This is a genomic window from Pseudooceanicola sp. (assembly GCF_041987405.1).
Lineage (GTDB): Bacteria > Pseudomonadota > Alphaproteobacteria > Rhodobacterales > Rhodobacteraceae > Pseudooceanicola.
In genome coordinates this window covers 191,088-209,478 of record NZ_JBHIWR010000004.1, presented here as the reverse complement: position 1 = coordinate 209,478, position 18,391 = coordinate 191,088, and the positions used below count along the sequence as shown (strand labels likewise).

General features: G+C 63.3%; 15 protein-coding genes and 1 tRNA gene. 8 read left to right on the top strand and 8 right to left on the bottom strand.

Annotation, left to right across the window (positions count from 1 at the left end):
* Window positions 1-138 precede the first annotated feature (138 nt).
* Window positions 139-1,425, bottom strand: a complete 1,287-nt coding sequence (locus ACFC2Y_RS12105; protein WP_375173718.1) for a PRC-barrel domain-containing protein — start codon at window positions 1,423-1,425, stop codon at window positions 139-141.
* A gap of 91 nt (window positions 1,426-1,516) precedes the next feature.
* Between ACFC2Y_RS12105 and pdxA the strand changes: the two genes are divergently transcribed.
* Window positions 1,517-2,533 (top strand): 4-hydroxythreonine-4-phosphate dehydrogenase PdxA, encoded by a 1,017-nt coding sequence (gene pdxA, locus ACFC2Y_RS12100; RefSeq protein ID WP_375172817.1) that lies wholly within the window; start codon window positions 1,517-1,519, stop codon window positions 2,531-2,533.
* 12 nt (window positions 2,534-2,545) lie between these two features.
* Here the strand turns inward: pdxA and ACFC2Y_RS12095 are convergent, their stop codons facing one another.
* Genes ACFC2Y_RS12095 through ACFC2Y_RS12080 form a run of 4 tightly spaced genes read right to left on the bottom strand, consistent with a single transcriptional unit; the run spans window position 2,546 to window position 6,783 of the window.
* Window positions 2,546-3,754, bottom strand: a complete 1,209-nt coding sequence (locus ACFC2Y_RS12095) for a beta-ketoacyl-[acyl-carrier-protein] synthase family protein (protein ID WP_375172818.1) — start codon at window positions 3,752-3,754, stop codon at window positions 2,546-2,548.
* On the bottom strand, window positions 3,751-4,011 hold the full coding sequence (locus ACFC2Y_RS12090) for an acyl carrier protein (protein WP_375172819.1): 261 nt from the start codon (window positions 4,009-4,011) through the stop codon (window positions 3,751-3,753). Before ACFC2Y_RS12090 ends, ACFC2Y_RS12095 begins: the two co-directional genes overlap by 4 nt.
* A gap of 32 nt (window positions 4,012-4,043) precedes the next feature.
* Window positions 4,044-5,135: a UDP-3-O-(3-hydroxymyristoyl)glucosamine N-acyltransferase gene (lpxD, locus tag ACFC2Y_RS12085; protein ID WP_375172820.1), complete on the bottom strand. Its 1,092-nt coding sequence runs from the start codon at window positions 5,133-5,135 to the stop codon at window positions 4,044-4,046.
* A 31-nt stretch (window positions 5,136-5,166) separates the two neighbouring features.
* Window positions 5,167-6,783 (bottom strand): murein L,D-transpeptidase, encoded by a 1,617-nt coding sequence (locus tag ACFC2Y_RS12080; RefSeq protein WP_375172821.1) that lies wholly within the window; start codon window positions 6,781-6,783, stop codon window positions 5,167-5,169.
* Between the two features lie 310 nt (window positions 6,784-7,093).
* Between ACFC2Y_RS12080 and ACFC2Y_RS12075 the strand changes: the two genes are divergently transcribed.
* Complete coding sequence (locus ACFC2Y_RS12075; protein ID WP_375172822.1) at window positions 7,094-7,663, top strand: YcbK family protein; 570 nt, start codon at window positions 7,094-7,096, stop codon at window positions 7,661-7,663.
* Window positions 7,664-7,757: 94 nt separating this feature from the next.
* On the opposite strand, the gene ACFC2Y_RS12070 is transcribed toward ACFC2Y_RS12075, so the two are convergent.
* Window positions 7,758-8,399, bottom strand: coding sequence for an invasion associated locus B family protein (locus ACFC2Y_RS12070; RefSeq protein WP_375172823.1), 642 nt, complete (start codon window positions 8,397-8,399; stop codon window positions 7,758-7,760).
* Window positions 8,400-8,895: 496 nt separating this feature from the next.
* Here ACFC2Y_RS12070 and ACFC2Y_RS12065 point away from each other — a divergent pair, with 496 nt between their 5' ends.
* On the top strand, window positions 8,896-10,434 hold the full coding sequence (locus ACFC2Y_RS12065; RefSeq protein ID WP_375172824.1) for a helicase HerA-like domain-containing protein: 1,539 nt from the start codon (window positions 8,896-8,898) through the stop codon (window positions 10,432-10,434).
* Between the two features lie 292 nt (window positions 10,435-10,726).
* Here ACFC2Y_RS12065 and gpt read toward each other — a convergent pair whose 3' ends face one another.
* Together gpt and fabI are read right to left on the bottom strand one after the other, a co-directional pair.
* Complete coding sequence (gene gpt / locus ACFC2Y_RS12060; protein WP_375172825.1) at window positions 10,727-11,233, bottom strand: xanthine phosphoribosyltransferase; 507 nt, start codon at window positions 11,231-11,233, stop codon at window positions 10,727-10,729.
* 14 nt (window positions 11,234-11,247) lie between these two features.
* The gene (gene fabI, locus ACFC2Y_RS12055; protein ID WP_375172826.1) at window positions 11,248-12,054 is read right to left on the bottom strand and encodes an enoyl-ACP reductase FabI; all 807 of its coding nucleotides are present in this window, start codon (window positions 12,052-12,054) and stop codon (window positions 11,248-11,250) included.
* 106 nt (window positions 12,055-12,160) lie between these two features.
* On the opposite strand from fabI, the gene pdxH reads away from it, so the two are divergent.
* The 5 genes from pdxH to ACFC2Y_RS12030 all read left to right on the top strand — a co-directional run bounded on the left by pdxH (window position 12,161) and on the right by ACFC2Y_RS12030 (window position 18,272).
* The gene (gene pdxH, locus ACFC2Y_RS12050) at window positions 12,161-12,766 is read left to right on the top strand and encodes a pyridoxamine 5'-phosphate oxidase (RefSeq protein ID WP_375172827.1); all 606 of its coding nucleotides are present in this window, start codon (window positions 12,161-12,163) and stop codon (window positions 12,764-12,766) included.
* Window positions 12,767-12,914: 148 nt separating this feature from the next.
* The gene (locus tag ACFC2Y_RS12045) at window positions 12,915-13,415 is read left to right on the top strand and encodes a cold-shock protein (RefSeq protein ID WP_375173719.1); all 501 of its coding nucleotides are present in this window, start codon (window positions 12,915-12,917) and stop codon (window positions 13,413-13,415) included.
* Window positions 13,388-13,879, top strand: a complete 492-nt coding sequence (locus tag ACFC2Y_RS12040) for a DUF192 domain-containing protein (protein WP_375172828.1) — start codon at window positions 13,388-13,390, stop codon at window positions 13,877-13,879. The genes ACFC2Y_RS12045 and ACFC2Y_RS12040 overlap by 28 nt, the downstream gene beginning before the upstream one ends.
* A 77-nt stretch (window positions 13,880-13,956) precedes the next feature.
* Window positions 13,957-14,033 (top strand) — tRNA-Pro (locus tag ACFC2Y_RS12035).
* Window positions 14,034-14,618: 585 nt separating this feature from the next.
* Window positions 14,619-18,272 (top strand): vitamin B12-dependent ribonucleotide reductase, encoded by a 3,654-nt coding sequence (locus ACFC2Y_RS12030; RefSeq protein WP_375173720.1) that lies wholly within the window; start codon window positions 14,619-14,621, stop codon window positions 18,270-18,272.
* Window positions 18,273-18,391 lie beyond the last annotated feature (119 nt).

The window sequence follows — 18,391 nt, the reverse complement described above, 5'->3', positions numbered from 1 at the left end:
GGCGGATTTTTCGCCATTGCAAAACCGGGAGGCCAGCGGGGGCCCAGTGGGAGGTGCGCCAGGGCCACGTGCGGGGGACCCGGACAGAAAAACGGGGCCGCTTGATAGCGGCCCCGTGGCAGTCCCTTCAGGGATATCTTACTGTTCGAAACGCGGCATGGCTTCGAGATCTGCTTCCGCCATTTCGGTATAGATGCGGACCTCTTCACCGTCGTCCTGACGCAGGATCTGCAGTTCGGAAATCTTCAGGGCAACCGGCTTTTCGCCAATGCCGAGGAAACCGCCCACGTCAACGATCGCTTCGGTGATCTCACCGTCGCCTGCGACGATCAGTTCGGAAATCTCGCCGACCCATTCGTCGTTCGAGTCGTAGACACGTGCACCGTCAAGGTTTTCGGCGGTCAGATAGTCGTCACCGATCGGGGTCCCCATGGGATTGGGTTCCGCACCTTGGTCGGTCTCGGCGGTCATGTTGTCGTTACGGTTTTCGGCGTCGACTGCATTCTCGGCAGTGCGTTCGACGTCTTCAGCACCTTCGGACATTTCCTGACCTGCGTTCTCGGCAGTGCGTTCGACCTCTTCAGCACCTTCGGACATCTCTTGACCTGCGTTTTCGGCAGTGCGTTCGAGCTCCTCAGCACCTTCGGACATCTCTTGACCGGCATTTTCTGCAGTCTGTTCCATCTCCTCACCGGCTTCGGACATTTCCTGACCGGCTTCATTGGCTGCCTGAGCGACGTCTTCACCGGCCTCTTCGGCGTTTTCTTCAACGCTTTCGGCCGCGGTGTCATAGTTTTCGTCGTCGGCGTTGGTCATGCCGTCGGTATCAGCTGCAGCGGTGTCACGGTCCTGTTCGGACTGGTCACCCATGGAACCGGCATCGGCCGAGGCGTTGACGTTGGTCTGGAATTCGGGGGCATCTTCGAGCGTCGCCGGATCGGCGTTCAGCACGAGATAGAAATCTTCGGCGTTTTCGGTCGCGCCTTCAGAGACGAAGTTCAGCTTGTCGAGGGTCACTGCGACCTGGCGCTCGCCCATGCCGAGGAAACCGCCGATGTCGACCAAGACGGCCTGGATCTGACCGTCGCGGGACATGATCACGTCGTTGATCTCGCCGATGTCTTCCCAGTTCTCCTGAGCGCCTTCGACTTCGGTCGTCTCGCCGCTCTCTGCGGCGGCATAGACCGTCATGCCGAGGAAATCGGATGCGCGGATCTGACCTTCGGCGCGCTGGCTCATGTATGCGGAATGTGCGGCGTTGGAATTGGCTTCGGCGTTGGAGCCGGACATGGACGTGTCGGCCAGCGCCGGTGCTGCCGCGCCAACGGCAATGAGGGCTGTAGTCATCAGAAGATGTTTCATGGATCGCTCTCCTCTTTCAGGTTGCTCGCGGTGTGCCGCGTCATGTCCAGCCAACACCCGCATCACGACAAGAGTTCCAGACTAGCTTGTGAATTTTTGTCAAACAGCTGAAATCGGGTCTTTTTTCTGAGGCGACTTTGGATAGACTCGGATCATGACCTTCGACTCATCCCGCTTGCCCCTTGCTGTCACACTTGGCGATCCCGCCGGGATCGGCCCCGAGGTCGCGCTGCGTGCGGTGACCCGTCCCGGCGCGCCGAAATGCATCCTGATCGGTCCGCCCGTGGCGGCCGGGCGCGCGCGGGATCTGGTGGCGCCGGACTGGCAGATCGAAACGGTCGATGGCCCCGAAGGCGTGGTGGACAAGCCCAAGGTCATTCCGCTGATCCCGAGCAGTCATTCCAAATCGCACCCCTATGGCAAGATCTCGGCCGAGGCGGGGCAAATGTCCTATCACGCGATTCTGGTCGCCATTGCCCTGGCCAAGGCCGAACGGGTCTCCGGCATGGTCACAGCCCCGATCCAGAAGGAGGCGCTGTCGCTGGCGGGGGTGAACTATCCCGGCCATACGGAGATCCTCGAATATCACAGCGGCATTCTGGAGCGCGGCGGGCGCGTCGCGATGATGCTGGCGAACGAGGACCTGCGGATCGTTCTGGTGACGATCCACGTGTCCCTGCGCGAGGCGTTGGAGCAGGGGGATATCCAGGCGCAGTTGCGGGCGATCCGACTTGCACACAAGGGATGCATGGCCTTTGGCATCGGATCGCCACGGGTCGCGGTGGCCGGGCTCAACCCCCATGCCGGCGAAGGCGGGCTTTTCGGGCGGGAAGAGATCGACATCATCGCCCCGGCCATCGCCAAGGCACGGGAGGAAGGGATTGATGCGCGCGGGCCCTTCCCGGGCGATACGGTCTTCATGCAGGCCCGCAAAGGGGCGTTTGACGTGGTTGTGGCGCAGTACCACGATCAGGGGCTTATTCCGATCAAATACATGGGGTTGGAGAAGGGTGTTAATATAACGCTTGGACTTCCCTTCGTCCGCACCTCGCCCGATCACGGCACGGCATTCGATATTGCGGGCAAGGGGATCGCCGATCCCTCGTCGATGATCCAGGCGATCCAGATGGCTTATCGTCTGGCCGAAGCGCGCAAGCTGCGCCGGGACTAGTTCGGGAAAAGATCAGACCTTGCGCAGGGCCAGCACCGCGTTGAGCCCGCCGAAGGCAAAGGCGTTCGACAGCGCGACCTCGACCTTGGCCTCGCGCGCCTCGTTCGGCACGACGTCCAGGGCGCATTCCGGGTCCGGTTCCTCGTAGCCGATGGTCGGGGCGATCACACCGTCGCGCAGCGCCATGATACAGGCCAGAAGCTCCACTGCGCCGGTGCCGCCGATCAGGTGGCCATGCATGGATTTCGTCGAGGAAATCATCACCTTGTCCGCATGGGGGCCAAGCGCATCGGCCACGGCGGCGCATTCGGTCTTGTCATTGGCTGCGGTGCCGGTGCCATGGGCGTTGATATAGCCGACATCCTCCGGCGCGACCTTGGCGTCGCGGATGGCACCGGAGATCGCCCGCGCCGCGCCCTGTTTCGACGGCATGACGATGTCGGCGGCGTCGGAGGTCATGGCAAAGCCGATCACCTCGGCCAGGATTTCGGCCCCGCGTTTCTTGGCGTGGTCGTAATCCTCGAACACAAAGACGCCCGCGCCTTCGCCCTGCACCATGCCGTTGCGGTTGGCCGAGAAGGGGCGGCAGGCGTCCTTGGACATCACGCGCAGCCCTTCCCAGGCCTTCACCCCGCCAAAGCACAGCATGGATTCGGACCCGCCGGTGACCATGACCGGCGCCATGCCGGTGCGCACCATCTGAAAGGCCTGGGCCATGGCGTGGTTGGAGGACGCGCAGGCGGAGGCAACGGTGAAGGTCGGGCCCTTGAGGTTGAACTCCATCGACACATGCGATGCCGCGGCGTTGTTCATCAGCTTGGGCACGACGAAGGGGTGCACCCGGTTCTTGCCGTCCTCGTAGACGTGGCGGTAGTTCTCATCCAGCGTGGTCATGCCGCCGCCGGAATTGCCCAGCACGACCCCGGCCTTGGCGGCGAGGTCGCCGATGAACTCCAGCCCGGCCTGGGCGATGGCTTCGCGGGCGGCGATCAGGGTGAACTGGGTGAACCGGTCATAGAGCGACATTTGCTGCCGGTTGAACAGGCCCTCGGCCTCGAAGCCACTGATCTGACCGCCGATATTGATCGCCAGACGCTCGACATCGCGGAAGTCGAGCGGGCCGATTCCGCAGCGTCCCTCGCGGAAGGCTTCGAGCGTTTCGGGCACCGAATGGCCAAGCGCGTTGATCGTGCCCGCCCCGGTAATGACGACGCGTTTCACGACTTCTGTTCCGCCACCAGCTTTTCGATCCCCGCCACGATGGCCGCGACAGAGGAGATGTCGAAATCGCTTTCGGTCGGTTCGTTGGCGTTGAACGGCACCTGGATGTCGAAGGCTTCCTCGATGGCAAAGATCGATTCGACCAGGCCCAGGCTGTCGATGCCGAGGTCGTCGAGCGTGGCGTCCATCGTCACGTCGGATGGTTCGATCATGGCCTGGTCGGCGATGATTTGGATCACCTGTTCGCGGATTTCCATGGCGTCCCCCTCAAGGCAGCGTCCCCGGTGATCTACTCATTCTCACCCGACTTGAAAACCGCTTTCTGCAGGGCTGCGACCTGTTGGAACAGGCGGGGCAGGCGGCGCTGGAGTTTGTAGATCTCCAGGTTCTGATCCATCTTGGTCGCGGGATAGCCCAGCATGACGCGCCCGGCGGGCACCTTGGACAGCAGTTTGGAGCCGCCCCCGACCACCACATTGTCGCCCACGGTGATATTGTCCGACACGCCGACCTGGCCGCCGAGGATCACGTTGTTGCCAATCACCGTCGACCCGGCGACGCCGGTCTGGGCGGAGAAGAGGCAATCCTGGCCGATGCGGACGTTGTGGCCGATCTGGCAGAGGTTGTCGATCTTGCAGCCGTTGCCGATCTCCGTCGGCCGGATCGTGCCGGCATCGACGGTGGTATTTGCGCCCAGCTCGACATCATCGCCGATCCGCACCGCGCCAAGCGAATGGATGCGCTGCCACGACTGGCCCTGCGCCGTGACCTCGCCACCCAATGTGGCGCGGGCCTGTTCGACGCTGCTTTCCTCTCGCGTGACGAAACTGTGCCCATCCGCGCCGACCACAACCCCGGGGCTGGCGCGAAACCGGTCGCCGATGTGCGAGCGGGCCAGGATGCGCACCCCGGCATGGACCACGGCGTCACTGCCGATCTGCACGTCCTGGCCGATGTAGCATTGCGGGCCGATCTGGCTGTTGTCCCCGATCTCCGCCCCGGCGGCGACATAGGTCAGCGCGCCGATGGTGACATTGCGTCCCAGCCTGGCCGAGGGGTCGATCATGGCGGAGGGGTCGAGGCCAAGCGGATAGCCCTGGCCCGGATCAAGCCGCGCGGTGAGCCCGGCCATGGCCAACCGCGGCCGGTCGACCAGGATCGCCGCCTCGAGGCCATAGCTTTGCCAGTCCGCCTGGGCCCAGAGGATCGCGGTGCGGGCCTTGCCGTCCTTGAGGGTTGCCGCAAAGGCGGGTTTGAGCGCGAGAGCGATGTCGGTGGCCTCGGCCTGTGCAGGTTCGGCCGCGCCGGTGATGGTCAGATCGGTGGCGCCGACGGCCCTGCCGCCGACGGCCTCCGCCATCTCTTGGATCGTATATGCCATGAGACCCTCCCGGCGCCTGTCCGGGATCGGGTTACCCCTGAACGCCCGCCAGTTCCACCCCTTCACGCGCGAGCGCGTTCCAGATCGCCGCGTCGCGGCCGTAGACATCCCGACGATAGCTCATGTGGCCCTTGGGCTGGCCGACGGCGGTGCGGTAGATCAGGTGGACGGGCAGGGGGTTGGCCAGATCGACCTGGGTTTCACGCCCGGTGTTGAGGTGCTTCTTGAACAGGCCTTCGGGATCGTCGGTCTGCCAGGCCAGCAGCGCATAGGCAAAATCGAACGGGTCGTTCAGACGGATGCAGCCGTGGCTGAAGGCGCGGACATCGCGGGCAAAGAGGCTCTTCGCCGGGGTGTCATGCAGGTAGATGTTGTTGGAGTTGGGGAACATGAACTTCACCAGCCCCAGGGCATTGCGCGACGAGGGCGGCTGCTTCAGGTCGAAGGGGAAGTTGGTCGCGGTATAGCCGGAGAAATCGGCCTCGGCCCGGTTCACGACGCGGCCGCGGGCGTCGATGATCCGCAGGTGGCCGTTGGCATGCGGGTTCCGCTTGAGGGCGGGCAGGTATTCGCTGACCGCGATGGAGCGGGGCACGTTCCAGGTAGGGTTGATGATCATGTGTTCCATGACATCGGAAAATTCCGGCGTGCGATGCGTGACGAGGTTCTTGCCGACGACAGCCCGGGTTTCGAAATAGACCTTGCCCTGATCCATGATCCGGGCGCGGAAGTCGGTCAGGTTCACAACCACGTGCCGGTCGCCCAGATCGCGGTTGATCCAGCGCTCACGCTCCATCGCGACGATCACCGATTTCAGGCGGTCTTCGGCCGGCACGTTGAGCTCCGTCAGCGTGGTGGCGCCTGCGACGCCGTCATCGGGCAACCCGTGATCGCGCTGGAACTCCTGTACTGCGGCCTCGATCGCCGCGTCGTAGGTCGTGGTGACGGAGCGCGGCAGATACCCCATGGTCATCAGCCGGTTGCGCAGGGCGACAACATCCGCCCCGCTGTCGCCCGGCTCCATCGTGCCGCCCCGGACGGAGGCCCCGAAGCCGCCGCGGAGGATCAGCGCTTCAAGCCGCAGTTTCTCCCGCATCAGCCGGGTGTATTCCGCGCTCTGCGGCGGCAGGGATTTCAGGAAGGCAGCCGGGTCGCCCTGGGTCAGCCCGATGAGGTACCCGTTCCGGTCGCGAAGCGGCACCTCGCGCACGATGGAGGAATCGACCCGGGAGGGGGTCAGGCGTCCCGTTTGGATGTCGGCGGCATAGTCGAGGAACAGGCGGGAGAGGCGCACGTCAAGCGCCGCACGCTCCGCGTCTGTGCGGGCGCTGCGCATGGCCTGCATCAGCCCAGGCAGATCATAGGCGGAGCCGGGCAACCCGTGGCTGTCGGCCTCGGACAGGGCGGCGATCAGGGCGCGGCGGCGGTCTGCATGGGCCTCGTCCGCGCCGGTCCAGATCGGGGCGAAGTTCTGACCGCGGTAGAAGGCGGCCAGCACGCGGTCGTCCGCCGCGGTTTCCGCGATGGTCTGCTGGAACTGGGTGATCTGGATGACAGGAGCCTCGAGCGCGGCGGCCGGTGCGGCTGTCAGGGCAAAGGCGGACAGGGCCAGTGCGGTGAACAGGCGGGATGTGGCAACGCGGGGCATGCAAATTCCTTCCAGATATCTGAACTGACAATAAATTGGCGGCATACCGCCGGGACTGTCCATTCACAAAAGTCTCATGTGTTGAACAACTTTGGAACTGATGCAACCGGGTGACGACGGCGAATGGTTCCCTGAAAAAACCGCAATTGGCAGATTCTCGCCGAAATGCGCCGTGTTGTTAAAAGGCTAGACAAATTGACCTTGGTTGGCACCGTCAAATATGCGATAAGAAGCATGCATCTGGGGATGAGGTGCAACACGCCGCGTAACATCGCGGCACAGGTAGCGACGGGACAGGCGCGAAACAAATATGGCAAACGACAGCTCGGCGAGCATTTCGCGGCGCGCACTGCTTGGTGCATTTGCCGCAACGGCGGTCACAGCCGCCCCGACTTTCTCAAAAGCAGCGGGTCTTCTCAAGAACTCCGGTGATATCAGGCGGTTGCGGATGTACTCCGCACGGACCGGTGAACGGATCGACATGATCTACTGGGTCGACGGCACCTATATCAAGGACGCGGTGAAGGAGATCGCCTATTTCATGCGCGACTGGCGGACCGACTCCGTCAGGGACATGGATACCCGGACGATCGACATCCTGGCCGCATCGCACAACATGCTGGATGTGTCCGAACCCTATCTGCTGCTCTCCGGCTACCGCACATCGCAGACCAATTCGATGCTGCGCTCCAAATCCCGCAATGTCGCGCGCAATTCCCTGCATATGACAGGGCAGGCGGCGGATGTGCGACTGTCCTCGCGCTCCGTCAACCAGATGGCCCGTGCGGCCTCGGCCTGCCATGCCGGCGGTGTCGGGCGCTACAGCGGGTCCAACTTCGTCCACATGGATTGCGGCCCGATTCGGGAATGGGGTGCCTGAGGCGCCCCAAACCAACGGCCAGACATGAAAACGCCCGCCAATTTGGCGGGCGTTTCATTTTGTTTGACGTCTTCGGCCGCGGCGGCCGCAGCAGTTACTGCTGCGGGGGCTGGGCGGGCCGTGTGGCTTCGTATCCGGCGGTGAAGCCCGACAGAGACATCTTCAGCTCAACCGGCTGATCCTGCGCCTCGTAGGGGAAGAGCACGACATTGGCCGCGTTGCCCTTCTTGAAGGCAGCGATATCCGCCTCCAGCAGGCCGATGCGCGCGTAGCAGCTGTTGGAGTCGCAGAAGGCATAGCGATAGACCTTGCCCTTGCCGCCATCGACGGCGATCCGCAGATCCTTGGACAGGGCGGTGCCCAGGGGCACGGCGATGGTTGCGCCGGCGGCGACCTGACCTCCGTCGGGCAGCTTCTCGATGATGACTTCGGCGACGGGGTTGTTCTCGGCCCCGCGCAGCAGTTGGTACATCTGACAGGGCTCCGTGGCCGGATCTTCCTGCTTGACGCATTGCAGCTGCCAGTCGCCGATTTCCTCGCGCACATACCCCTGGCCGACTTGCGGCTCGTCAGGCGTGCCGGTGTCGAGGGTCGGATCCGCGGCGGGGGCGGCCGTCGTTTCGTCGGTGGTCTGCTCCGCGTCGGTGGCGGGGGTCGTCGTTTCGGACTGCGCCATCGCGGTGCCGGTGACGGCAGCAAGGGCGAGGGCGGACAATAGGGTCGTGGTCTTGAGCATATCTGTCCCGTTTCGAGATTGTGTCAGGCGGGGGTTATCACTTTGCCCCGGAAATGTCAGGCCCAATCCTGTCTGGCGGGTGATCACATGCCGGTGTCGGCGGGTGATCGCGGGCTGGACGGTCGGCCATTAGAAAAGGGACCCGAAGGTCCCCTTTCCGTTCTCCCTGTCGGACTAGGCCGACTTATCTTTGGCCTGACGCTAGGCGGTTTGAATTTGCCCGTCAACAGGCAATTTTCCGAAAATCTGGTGTGGTTTCACGGGGCTAGCGACCAGACCCGGGGCTGACGCGGAACCGACGCGAAGGGGCGTCAGAAAATTGCACGCGGAAAAGTGGGCGCGGAAAAGTGGCCGTGCCACGAAGGCACGGCCCAGTCAGACAGGGAGGAAGTATATCGCCGCACGAGGACATGTGGCGGCGACGGATTTGATACTGGCACAGAGAGGTTAAGAATGTATGGTCAGGTCTGATGACGTTTCGGGAACGGGGGACGGCATGGACGGACATGTCTTCATTGGCGGCGGTGGCGAGAATTACGCTGAAAAGCAGGGCCTTGCGCTGAAGTACGCCAATCGTCACGGTCTGGTGGCCGGGGCGACCGGCACGGGCAAGACCGTGACGCTGCAGATCATGGCCGAAGGATTTTCCGCGGCGGGTGTTCCTGTCTTTCTATCGGATGTGAAGGGCGATCTGTCGGGGCTCTCGGCTGCGGGCAGCGAAGGGTTCAAGCTCCACGGCGCCTTCATGGAGCGGGTCGAGACCATGGGGTTCGACAGTTTCCGCTATGAAAAGTTCCCGGTCCTCTTCTGGGATCTCTTCGGCGATCAGGGCCATCCGATCCGCACCACGGTCACGGAAATGGGACCGCTTTTGATCTCGCGGCTGCTGGAATTGTCCGAGGCGCAGGAGGGCGTTCTGAACATCGCCTTCCGCGTTGCCGATGAGGAGGGGATGGCGCTGCTGGATCTAAAGGACCTGCAGGCGCTGCTGGTACATGTGGGCGAAAACGCCAAGGAACTGGGGCTGCGCTATGGCAATGTCTCGCCCGCCTCGGTCGGGGCGATCCAGCGGCGGTTGCTGGTGTTGGAGAACCAGGGCGGCGCGAAGCTCTTTGGCGAGCCCGCGCTGGAGCTGTCGGACATGATGCGGACGGATGTGGACGGGCGCGGCATGATCTCGATCCTGGCCTCCGATACGCTGATGTCCTCACCCCGGCTTTACGCGACCTTCCTGCTGTGGTTGCTGTCGGAGCTTTTCGAGGAATTGCCGGAGGTCGGTGATCCGGACAAGCCCAAACTGGTCTTCTTCTTCGACGAGGCGCATCTGCTCTTCGACGACGCGCCCAAGGCTCTGGTCGACAAGGTGGAACAGGTGGCGCGGCTGATCCGGTCCAAGGGGGTCGGCGTCTATTTCATCACCCAGAACCCGGCGGATGTGCCCGAGGATATCCTGGGCCAGCTTGGCAACCGCGTGCAGCATGCGCTGCGTGCCTTCACCGCGAAGGACCGCAAGGAGCTGCGGCAGGCGGCCGAAACCTACCGCGAGAACCCGCGCTTCAACACCGAGGACGCAATCCGCGAAGTCGGCGTGGGAGAGGCGGTGACCTCGTTCCTGCAGGCCAAGGGCGTGCCGGGTATTGTCGAACGGACATTGATCCGCCCGCCGTCTTCGCGCCTGGGCCCCGTGGATCGGGCGGAACGTCAGGCGGTGATCGACGGCTCGCCGATCGCCGGGAAGTACGAGACAGTCGTGGACCGCGAAAGCGCCTATGAGATCCTGACCCGCCGCGCGGCCGAGGCCGCACGCGTGGCGGAGGCGGCCGAAGCCAAGGTTGAGGCGGATGAGGAAGCCGAGCGCGAGTTCCAGTCAGCAAGGCGCTATTCCCCCGGTGGCGCGCGGCGCACCAGCAGTCGGTCCCGCAGCGACGACACGCTTGGCGGGGCGATCAGCAAGGCGGTGATCAAGGAGTTGGGCGGCACGACCGGACGGCGCATCGTGCGGGGGATTTTGGGCGGGCTCTTCAAGTCGCGGTAGGTCGCGTCGTGTGCCGGTCCCGGGCCTGCCCCGGGACCTCTTCGGATTAAACTATTCAGGAGATCATAGTGGCGTGCGTGTCGGGCAAGGCCCCGGCGCGTAGGCCGGGGCACGGCGACGACACGCTTGGCGGTGCGATCAGCCCTGTCCCGGGCCTGCCCCGGGACCTCGTCGGACCGGGCGATGCAGCAGACCATCGCAATGTGCAAACCGGGCGATGCAGCAGACCATCGAGATGTGCGAACCAGGAGTGGCCCCGCGCAGGGGCCGGGGCATGACGGTGTGGGCCGGATCAATCCTCGCCGCGATACGGCTTCACATATTGCATCGCCATGTCCCAGGGGAAGAAAATCCAGGTGTCCTGAGAGACTTCGGTGATGAAGGTATCCACCTGCGCGCGGCCCTTGGGCTTGGCATAGACCGTGGCGAAATGCGCGTTCGGGTACATCTCGCGCACCAGTTCCAGCGTCTTGCCGCTGTCGACCAGGTCATCGACCACCAGGACGCCGGTGCCGTCGCCCATCATGGTGTCGTCGGGGCGGTTCAGAACCTCGGCCTCGCCCTGGGACTGGTGGTGGTAGCTGCGGACGGAGATCGTGTCGACCATGCGGATGTCCAGCTCGCGTGCGACGATCATAGCGGGGGCCATGCCGCCACGGGTGATGGCGACCACGGCCTTCCAAGACCCGTCCTCGCCCGGACCATGCTTGTCCAGACGCCAGGCCAGCGCGCGGCTGTCACGGTGGATCTGGTCCCAGCTGACGTGGAAACCTTTCTCATGGGGCAGAAGGTCGGACATGGCAGGGTCTCCGGTCAGCTCTTTTCGATATCGGGGGCGTCGACGGCCTTCATGCCGACGATGTGATAGCCCGCATCCACATGCAGGTTTTCACCGGTCACGCCCGAGCCCAGATCGGACAGCAGGTAGAGCGCGGATTTGCCCACGTCGTCGGTGGTCACGTTGCGGCGCAGGGGCGAGTTGTATTCGTTCCACTTCAGGATGTAGCGGAAATCTCCGATGCCGGAGGCGGCGAGCGTCTTGATCGGTCCGGCACTGATGGCGTTGACGCGGATGCCGTCCTTGCCCAGATCCTCGGCCAGGTATTTGACGGAGGCCTCCAGCGCGGCCTTGGCGACGCCCATGACGTTGTAATGCGGCATGACCTGTTCTGCGCCGTAATACGTCAGCGTCAGCATGGAGCCGCCAGCATCCATCATCTTCTCCGCGCGCTGTGCGACGGCGGTGAAGGAATAGACGGAGATGTCCATCGTCATGGCGAAGTTGTTGCGGCTGGTGTCGACGTAGCGGCCGCGCAGCTCGCTCTTGTCGGAAAAGCCGATGGCGTGGACGAGGAAATCCAGCTTGCCCCATTTCTCCTCGATCTCGGCAAAGGCCGCGTCGATGGAGCCCTCGTCGGAGACGTCGCAGTCGATCAGGGTGGTGACCCCGATCTGGTCCGCCAGCGGCACCACCCGTTTGCGGAACTGGTCCCCCATGTAGGAGAAGGCGAGCTCGGCCCCGGCATCGGCGCAGGCCTTGGCGATCCCCCATGCGATGGATTTGTCGTTCGCCACGCCCATGATCAGGCCGCGCTTGCCGGCCAGAAGCTGATTTGACATTTGGCCAATCCCGCCCATTGATTTCCCTCAGGTTGCTTTAGGCGATCACCACTGGCGCATCAAGCCCGACCCCGGTCGGAGGCGTCGCAAAACTCGGAGGTGAGACATGACGGACCGCAGCGGCCTCTTTGCCGGGGATGATCCTTTCGCCGTTGCGCGCGCCTGGCTGGCGGAGGCGGAGGCGTCGGAACCCAATGATCCGACCGCCATGGCGCTGTCGACCGTGGATGCTTCGGGGCTGCCGAACTGCCGGATGGTGCTGCTGAAGGAGATCGAGGCGGGGGCCTTTGTCTTCTACACCAATTACGGGAGCGCCAAGGCACAGGAAATCGACGCAACCGGCAAAGCGGCCTTTGTGATACACTGGAAGAGCCTGCGGCGTCAGATCCGGGTCCGGGGTATCGTCAGCCGCGAGGAGGGGCCGCAGGCGGATGCCTACTACCGGTCCCGCTCGCTCAAGTCGCGGCTCGGGGCCTGGGCCTCGGATCAGTCGCAACCGCTGTCGTCGCGCGGGGCGCTGATGGCGGAGGTGGCGAAGGTCACCGCGCGCCTCGGCGCCGACCCGGATCGCCCGCCGTTCTGGGGCGGATATCGGATCACGCCGCTGGAAATCGAGTTCTGGGCCGACGGCGCGTTCCGCCTGCACGATCGGTTCCGATGGACACGTGAAGCCGTTGACAATGCTTGGGAAGTGACACGATTGAACCCTTGACCCTGACCTTGGGTCAATTGTTAAGTAACTGGAAACTTGTTGTTTTCTATACTTTTGGGTGGGGTGCGCTCAGCCTGTGTAGGCTGTAGCTCTGTGGGGAATACATGTGGGGACCAAAGTGACTGCAATCGATAGTGATACTTGCAGGATGGATGGCGTTGTTAAGTGGTTCGATCCGGGGCGTGGCTTCGGTTTCGTGGTCGCTGACGAAGGGGGGCCGGACATCCTGCTTCATGCAAACGTTTTGCGCAATTTTGGACAAAGCTCTGTCGCCGATGGCGCGCGTGTGTCGATCCTGGTTCAGGAAACACAACGCGGCGTTCAGGCGACCGAGGTGCTGTCCATCGAAACCGTTGCCATTGGGGAGGCGCCGGGGCTCGAGGATTTCAAGTCACTCACGGCCGATGAAATCCGCGCGATGCCGCTGGAACCCGCCCGGGTCAAATGGTTCAACAAAGACAAGGGATTCGGTTTTGCCAATGTCTTTGGGCGCGACGAGGATGTGTTCATCCATATAGAGGTGCTGCGCGCCTCCGGCCTGTCCGATCTCCAGCCCGGCGAGGCGGTCGCGATACGCGTGATCGACGGACGTCGCGGGCGTATGGCGTCGGAGGTGAGCACATGGGAAGTCGCGTTGAAGCAGGATTGATCGCCCGTATTTTCGGGGCGATCTGTCTTTCGCTGCTGGCGACCAGCGTCGCGGCGACCTGCCGCGACGATCAGGTGCATCTGCGCGGCGACTGGGGCGAGGCCCGGTTCCGGGTCGAGGTGGCCGATACCGGCGCCTCCCGGGCCACGGGGCTGATGCATCGCGACAGCCTGCCTCAGGGGGCGGGGATGCTCTTTGTCTATCCGCGGCCGCAGGTTGCCGTGGCCTTCTGGATGAAGAACACGCGCATTCCGCTGGACATCATCTATATGGACAGTGCCGGCCGGGTGCAGCGCATCGCGCACAAGGCCATCCCCTATGACGAGACCGCGCTGCCGGGCGGGCGGGGCATCCAGTATGTCCTGGAAATCAACGGGGGCCTGGCGCGTTCGCTCGGCATCGGGCCGGGCACGGAGCTGCGACACCCGGCGATCGGGGAAGATGCCGCCTGGCCCTGTGAATAGGGCGCCGAATAGCGGACGTTCACCAAGCTTCGCTCTTTTCATCGCCATCCACGCAGGGTAAGGAGCACGGCACGGTCCGGGGCGTAGCGCAGTCTGGTAGCGCACCTGTTTTGGGTACAGGGGGTCGTGAGTTCGAATCTCGCCGCCCCGACCACTTTCTTCTCATCTTCGTTTGGCAGAGCGTCGTTCACCCGTAACAGGTGTCTGTGGCGCTTTCCGTGTGCGCCCATGCACCCAGGCCCAGGTCCTCGCGACACCGGCCGACCCCCAACAGGTGGTAGGTCGTGAACTTAACGCCCTACATGTGGTGTGTTTCACCGGGGCGATTCTCTGATTCCACCCCCGCACAACCGCGAAGAGAGCCGAAGGTTAACGCCGGGTTATTATCCACGGGCTGTGGGCAAAAAAGAGGCTCCGGGGGGAAATCCGTCGAAAACCAAGCGCTTGTTGGCCGCATCTTCGATCCTTCGTGCGACGTGATTCTGTGAAGAAGCAAGTCAAGCGAATTTAGCTGTAAAATGCCGTTGACGATGTGGTGAAACTTACCGCAGATTGTGGAGGCCGGAAGGATCACCCACCACATATAGATGCGGGATTTCGGCAAGGGACAGAGACAATCCAAGCCATTCAATTTGGCACTGGCGGAGGCATGACTTCCGACTGGCACTCCCTTGCTGCGGGTACTTCCGGCACGAACCACGCCCCGGGCAGGGGCCAGAAACGTCAGGGGCTGTTTCAAATGAAGATCGAGCGCAAGTTCACCAAGGCTGGTCAGGATGCATACGCCGGCGTCGAGTTCGTCACGACCTCCTCCGAGATCCGGAACCCGGACGGGACGATCGTGTTCAAGCTGGACGATTGCGAAGTCCCGGCAAGCTGGAGCCAGGTCGCGAGCGACGTGATCGCGCAGAAATACTTCCGCAAGGCTGGCGTGCCTTCTGCGTTGAAGAAAGTCCGTGAAAAGGACGTTCCCGAATTCCTCTGGCGCTCTGTCGCCGACGGTGATGCGGAGATCGGCGGGGAAACCTCCGCCCGCCAGGTCTTCGACCGTCTGGCCGGCGCCTGGGCCTACTGGGGCTGGAAGGGCGGCTACTTCTCCACCGAGGAGGACGCCTCCGCCTATTATGACGAGATGCGGTACATGCTCGCCACTCAGCGTGCGGCCCCCAACTCGCCCCAGTGGTTCAACACCGGTCTGCACTGGGCCTATGGCATCGACGGTCCCAGCCAGGGCCACTACTACGTCGATCACAAGACGGCCAAGCTGACCAAATCCAAATCCGCCTATGAACATCCGCAGCCCCACGCCTGCTTCATCCAGTCGGTCGGCGACGACCTGGTTGGCGACGGCGGCATCATGGACCTCTGGGTTCGCGAGGCGCGGCTCTTCAAATACGGCTCCGGCACCGGCACCAACTTCTCTTCCCTGCGTGCAGAGGGCGAGAAACTGTCGGGCGGCGGCAAATCCTCCGGTCTCATGGGCTTCCTCAAGATCGGCGACCGGGCGGCCGGTGCGATCAAATCCGGTGGCACCACGCGCCGCGCGGCCAAGATGGTCATTGTCGATGCCGATCACCCGGATATCGAGGAATACATCAACTGGAAGGTAAAGGAGGAGCAGAAGGTCGCCTCCATCGTCGCCGGGTCCAAGATGCACGAAAAGTGCCTGAACGCGATCTTTGCCGCGATCCGCACCTGGGATGGCACCGAAGAGGGCGCCTATGACCCGAACGAAAACGATGCACTGAAACAGGCGGTGCGCGAGGCGAAAAAGTCCGCGATCCCCGAGACCTACATCAAGCGCGTGCTCGATTATGCAAAGCAGGGCTATGCCTCGATCGAGTTCCCGACATACGACACCGACTGGGACAGCGAGGCCTACGCCTCCGTCTCCGGCCAGAACTCCAACAATTCCGTTCGCGTCACCGATGCCTTCCTGAAGGCGGTCGAGGATGACGGCGACTGGGAGCTGATCCGCCGCACCGACGGTTCCGTCGCCAAGACCATCAAAGCGCGCGATCTGTGGGAAACCATTGGCCACGCCGCCTGGGCCTGCGCCGATCCGGGCATCCAGTACCACGACACCGTCAACGCCTGGCACACCTGCCCGGAAGATGGCGCGATCCGGGGCTCCAACCCCTGCTCGGAATACATGTTCCTGGACGATACGGCCTGCAACCTGGCCTCCATGAACCTGCTGACCTTCCTCAAGGATGGCGAGTTCCAGGCAGAGGATTACGTCCACGCCACCCGTCTCTGGACCCTGACGCTGGAAATCTCCGTGCTGATGGCGCAGTTCCCGTCGAAGGAAATCGCGCAGCTGTCCTATGACTTCCGCACACTCGGCCTGGGTTACGCCAATATCGGCGGCCTGCTGATGAACATGGGTCTGGGCTACGACAGCGACGAGGGCCGGGCGCTGGCCGGGTCGCTCACCGCGATCATGACCGGTGTGGCCTATGCCACCTCGGCCGAAATCGCGGGCGAGCTGGGGCCGTTCCCGGGGTATGAGCGCAACGCCAAGCACATGCTGCGCGTCATCCGCAACCACCGCGCGGCGGCCTATGCCAACGGCGAATACGAGGAACTGCCGATCAAGCCGGTCGCGCTGGATCACGCCAACTGCCCGGACCAAAAGCTTGTTGCCCTTGCCAAATCCTCCTGGGACGAGGCGCTGCGCCTGGGCGAGAAGCACGGCTACCGCAACGCCCAGACCTCTGTCATCGCGCCGACCGGAACGATCGGTCTGGTCATGGATTGCGACACCACCGGGATCGAGCCGGACTTCGCCCTGGTAAAGTTCAAGAAGCTGGCCGGCGGTGGCTACTTCAAGATCATCAACCGCTCGGTTCCCGCCGCGCTGGAGAAACTCGGCTACGGCTCCGCCCAGATCGAGGAGATCATCTCCTACGCGGTTGGCCACGGCTCTATCGGCAATGCGCCGGGGATCAACCACACCGCGCTGATCGGCCACGGCTTTGGCCAGCGCGAACTGGACAAGATCGACGCCTCGCTGGCTTCGGCCTTCGACATCCGCTTCGTCTTCAACCAGTGGACCCTGGGCGAGGAGTTCTGCCGCAAGACCCTCGGCATCCCGGCGGAAAAGCTGAACGATCCGGGCTTCGATCTGCTGCGCCACCTCGGCTACTCCCGCAAGGAGATCGAGGCCGCCAACGATCACGTCTGCGGAACCATGACGCTGGAAGGCGCGCCACACCTCGACCCCGAACACCTCGTGGTCTTCGACTGTGCCAACCCCTGCGGCAAGAAGGGCAAGCGCTTCCTGTCGACGGAAAGCCACATCACCATGATGGCGGCGGCGCAGAGCTTCATCTCCGGTGCGATCTCCAAGACGATCAATATGCCGAATGACGCGACGATCGAGGACTGCCAGAAGGCCTACGAGCTCTCCTGGTCCCTCGGGATCAAGGCGAACGCCCTCTACCGCGACGGCTCCAAACTGTCGCAACCGCTGGCGTCGGCCCTGGTCGAGGATGACGACGAGGCGGCCGAGGTGCTGGAGTCGGGCTCGACCCACGAAAAGGCCGCCGTGCTGGCCGAGAAGATCGTCGAAAAGATCGTCATCAAGGAAGTTGCCCGCGCCGGTCGCGAGAAGCTTCCCGAGCGTCGGAAGGGCTACACCCAGAAGGCGATGGTCGGCGGTCACAAGGTCTATCTGCGGACCGGTGAATACCAGGACGGCTCGCTTGGCGAGATCTTCATCGACATGCACAAGGAAGGCGCAGGGTTCCGGGCGATGATGAACAACTTCGCCATCGCGGTCTCCGTCGGTCTGCAGTACGGGGTGCCGCTGGAGGAATTCGTCGACGCCTTCACCTTCACCAAGTTCGAACCGGCCGGCATGGTTCAGGGCAACGACTCGATCAAGAACGCAACGTCCATTCTGGATTACATCTTCCGCGAACTGGCCGTGTCCTACCTCGATCGGACCGACCTGGCGCACGTGAAGCCCGAGGGCGAAACCTTTGACAGCATTGGACAAGGTGCGGCGCAAGAAGGGATCTCCAACGTCGAAGAGCTGAGCGAAAGCGCGGCCTCCAAGTCGCTGGAAGTGCTCAAGCAGATCTCCTCCACCGGCTATCTGCGCAAGCGGCTCCCGTCGGAACTGGTCGTTCTGCAAGGCGGGATGATGACGGGCACAGATCCGGTCAGCGCCCTGAACACCCTGGTGCCGGAAACCGGGACCAGCACGCTGACGGTCGAAAGCACAACCGCCGTCTCCTCCGGCACCGTGTCTATGGATGCGCGGACCAAGGCCAAGATGCAGGGCTACGAGGGCGAGGCCTGTGGCGACTGTGGAAATTACACGCTGGTGCGCAACGGCACCTGCATGAAGTGCAACACCTGCGGGGCGACCTCGGGATGTAGCTAAACGAGATAGCGCGGCGACTGGTTCGTTTGCCGCGCTTGTAGGATCAGGCCGCAGGCAGAAATTTTCGGGCGGTACTACTACTGAGCCTGATCCGATCACTAAAGGGGCCTCCTCGGAGG

What these genes read in the sequence shown, in the direction of transcription:
- lpxD (WP_375172820.1), bottom strand. Translation starts at nt 5,135, where the DNA reads ATGGCATATACGATCCAAGAGATGGCGGAGGCCGTCGGCGGCAGGGCC.
- ACFC2Y_RS12070 (WP_375172823.1), bottom strand. Translation starts at nt 8,399, where the DNA reads ATGCTCAAGACCACGACCCTATTGTCCGCCCTCGCCCTTGCTGCCGTC.
- ACFC2Y_RS12045 (WP_375173719.1), top strand. Translation starts at nt 12,915, where the DNA reads ATGGATGGCGTTGTTAAGTGGTTCGATCCGGGGCGTGGCTTCGGTTTC.
- ACFC2Y_RS12065 (WP_375172824.1), top strand. Translation starts at nt 8,896, where the DNA reads ATGGACGGACATGTCTTCATTGGCGGCGGTGGCGAGAATTACGCTGAA.
- ACFC2Y_RS12030 (WP_375173720.1), top strand. Translation starts at nt 14,619, where the DNA reads ATGAAGATCGAGCGCAAGTTCACCAAGGCTGGTCAGGATGCATACGCC.
- ACFC2Y_RS12040 (WP_375172828.1), top strand. Translation starts at nt 13,388, where the DNA reads ATGGGAAGTCGCGTTGAAGCAGGATTGATCGCCCGTATTTTCGGGGCG.
- fabI (WP_375172826.1), bottom strand. Translation starts at nt 12,054, where the DNA reads ATGTCAAATCAGCTTCTGGCCGGCAAGCGCGGCCTGATCATGGGCGTG.
- gpt (WP_375172825.1), bottom strand. Translation starts at nt 11,233, where the DNA reads ATGTCCGACCTTCTGCCCCATGAGAAAGGTTTCCACGTCAGCTGGGAC.
- ACFC2Y_RS12080 (WP_375172821.1), bottom strand. Translation starts at nt 6,783, where the DNA reads ATGCCCCGCGTTGCCACATCCCGCCTGTTCACCGCACTGGCCCTGTCC.
- pdxH (WP_375172827.1), top strand. Translation starts at nt 12,161, where the DNA reads ATGACGGACCGCAGCGGCCTCTTTGCCGGGGATGATCCTTTCGCCGTT.
- ACFC2Y_RS12090 (WP_375172819.1), bottom strand. Translation starts at nt 4,011, where the DNA reads ATGGAAATCCGCGAACAGGTGATCCAAATCATCGCCGACCAGGCCATG.
- ACFC2Y_RS12075 (WP_375172822.1), top strand. Translation starts at nt 7,094, where the DNA reads ATGGCAAACGACAGCTCGGCGAGCATTTCGCGGCGCGCACTGCTTGGT.
- ACFC2Y_RS12105 (WP_375173718.1), bottom strand. Translation starts at nt 1,425, where the DNA reads ATGCGGGTGTTGGCTGGACATGACGCGGCACACCGCGAGCAACCTGAA.
- pdxA (WP_375172817.1), top strand. Translation starts at nt 1,517, where the DNA reads ATGACCTTCGACTCATCCCGCTTGCCCCTTGCTGTCACACTTGGCGAT.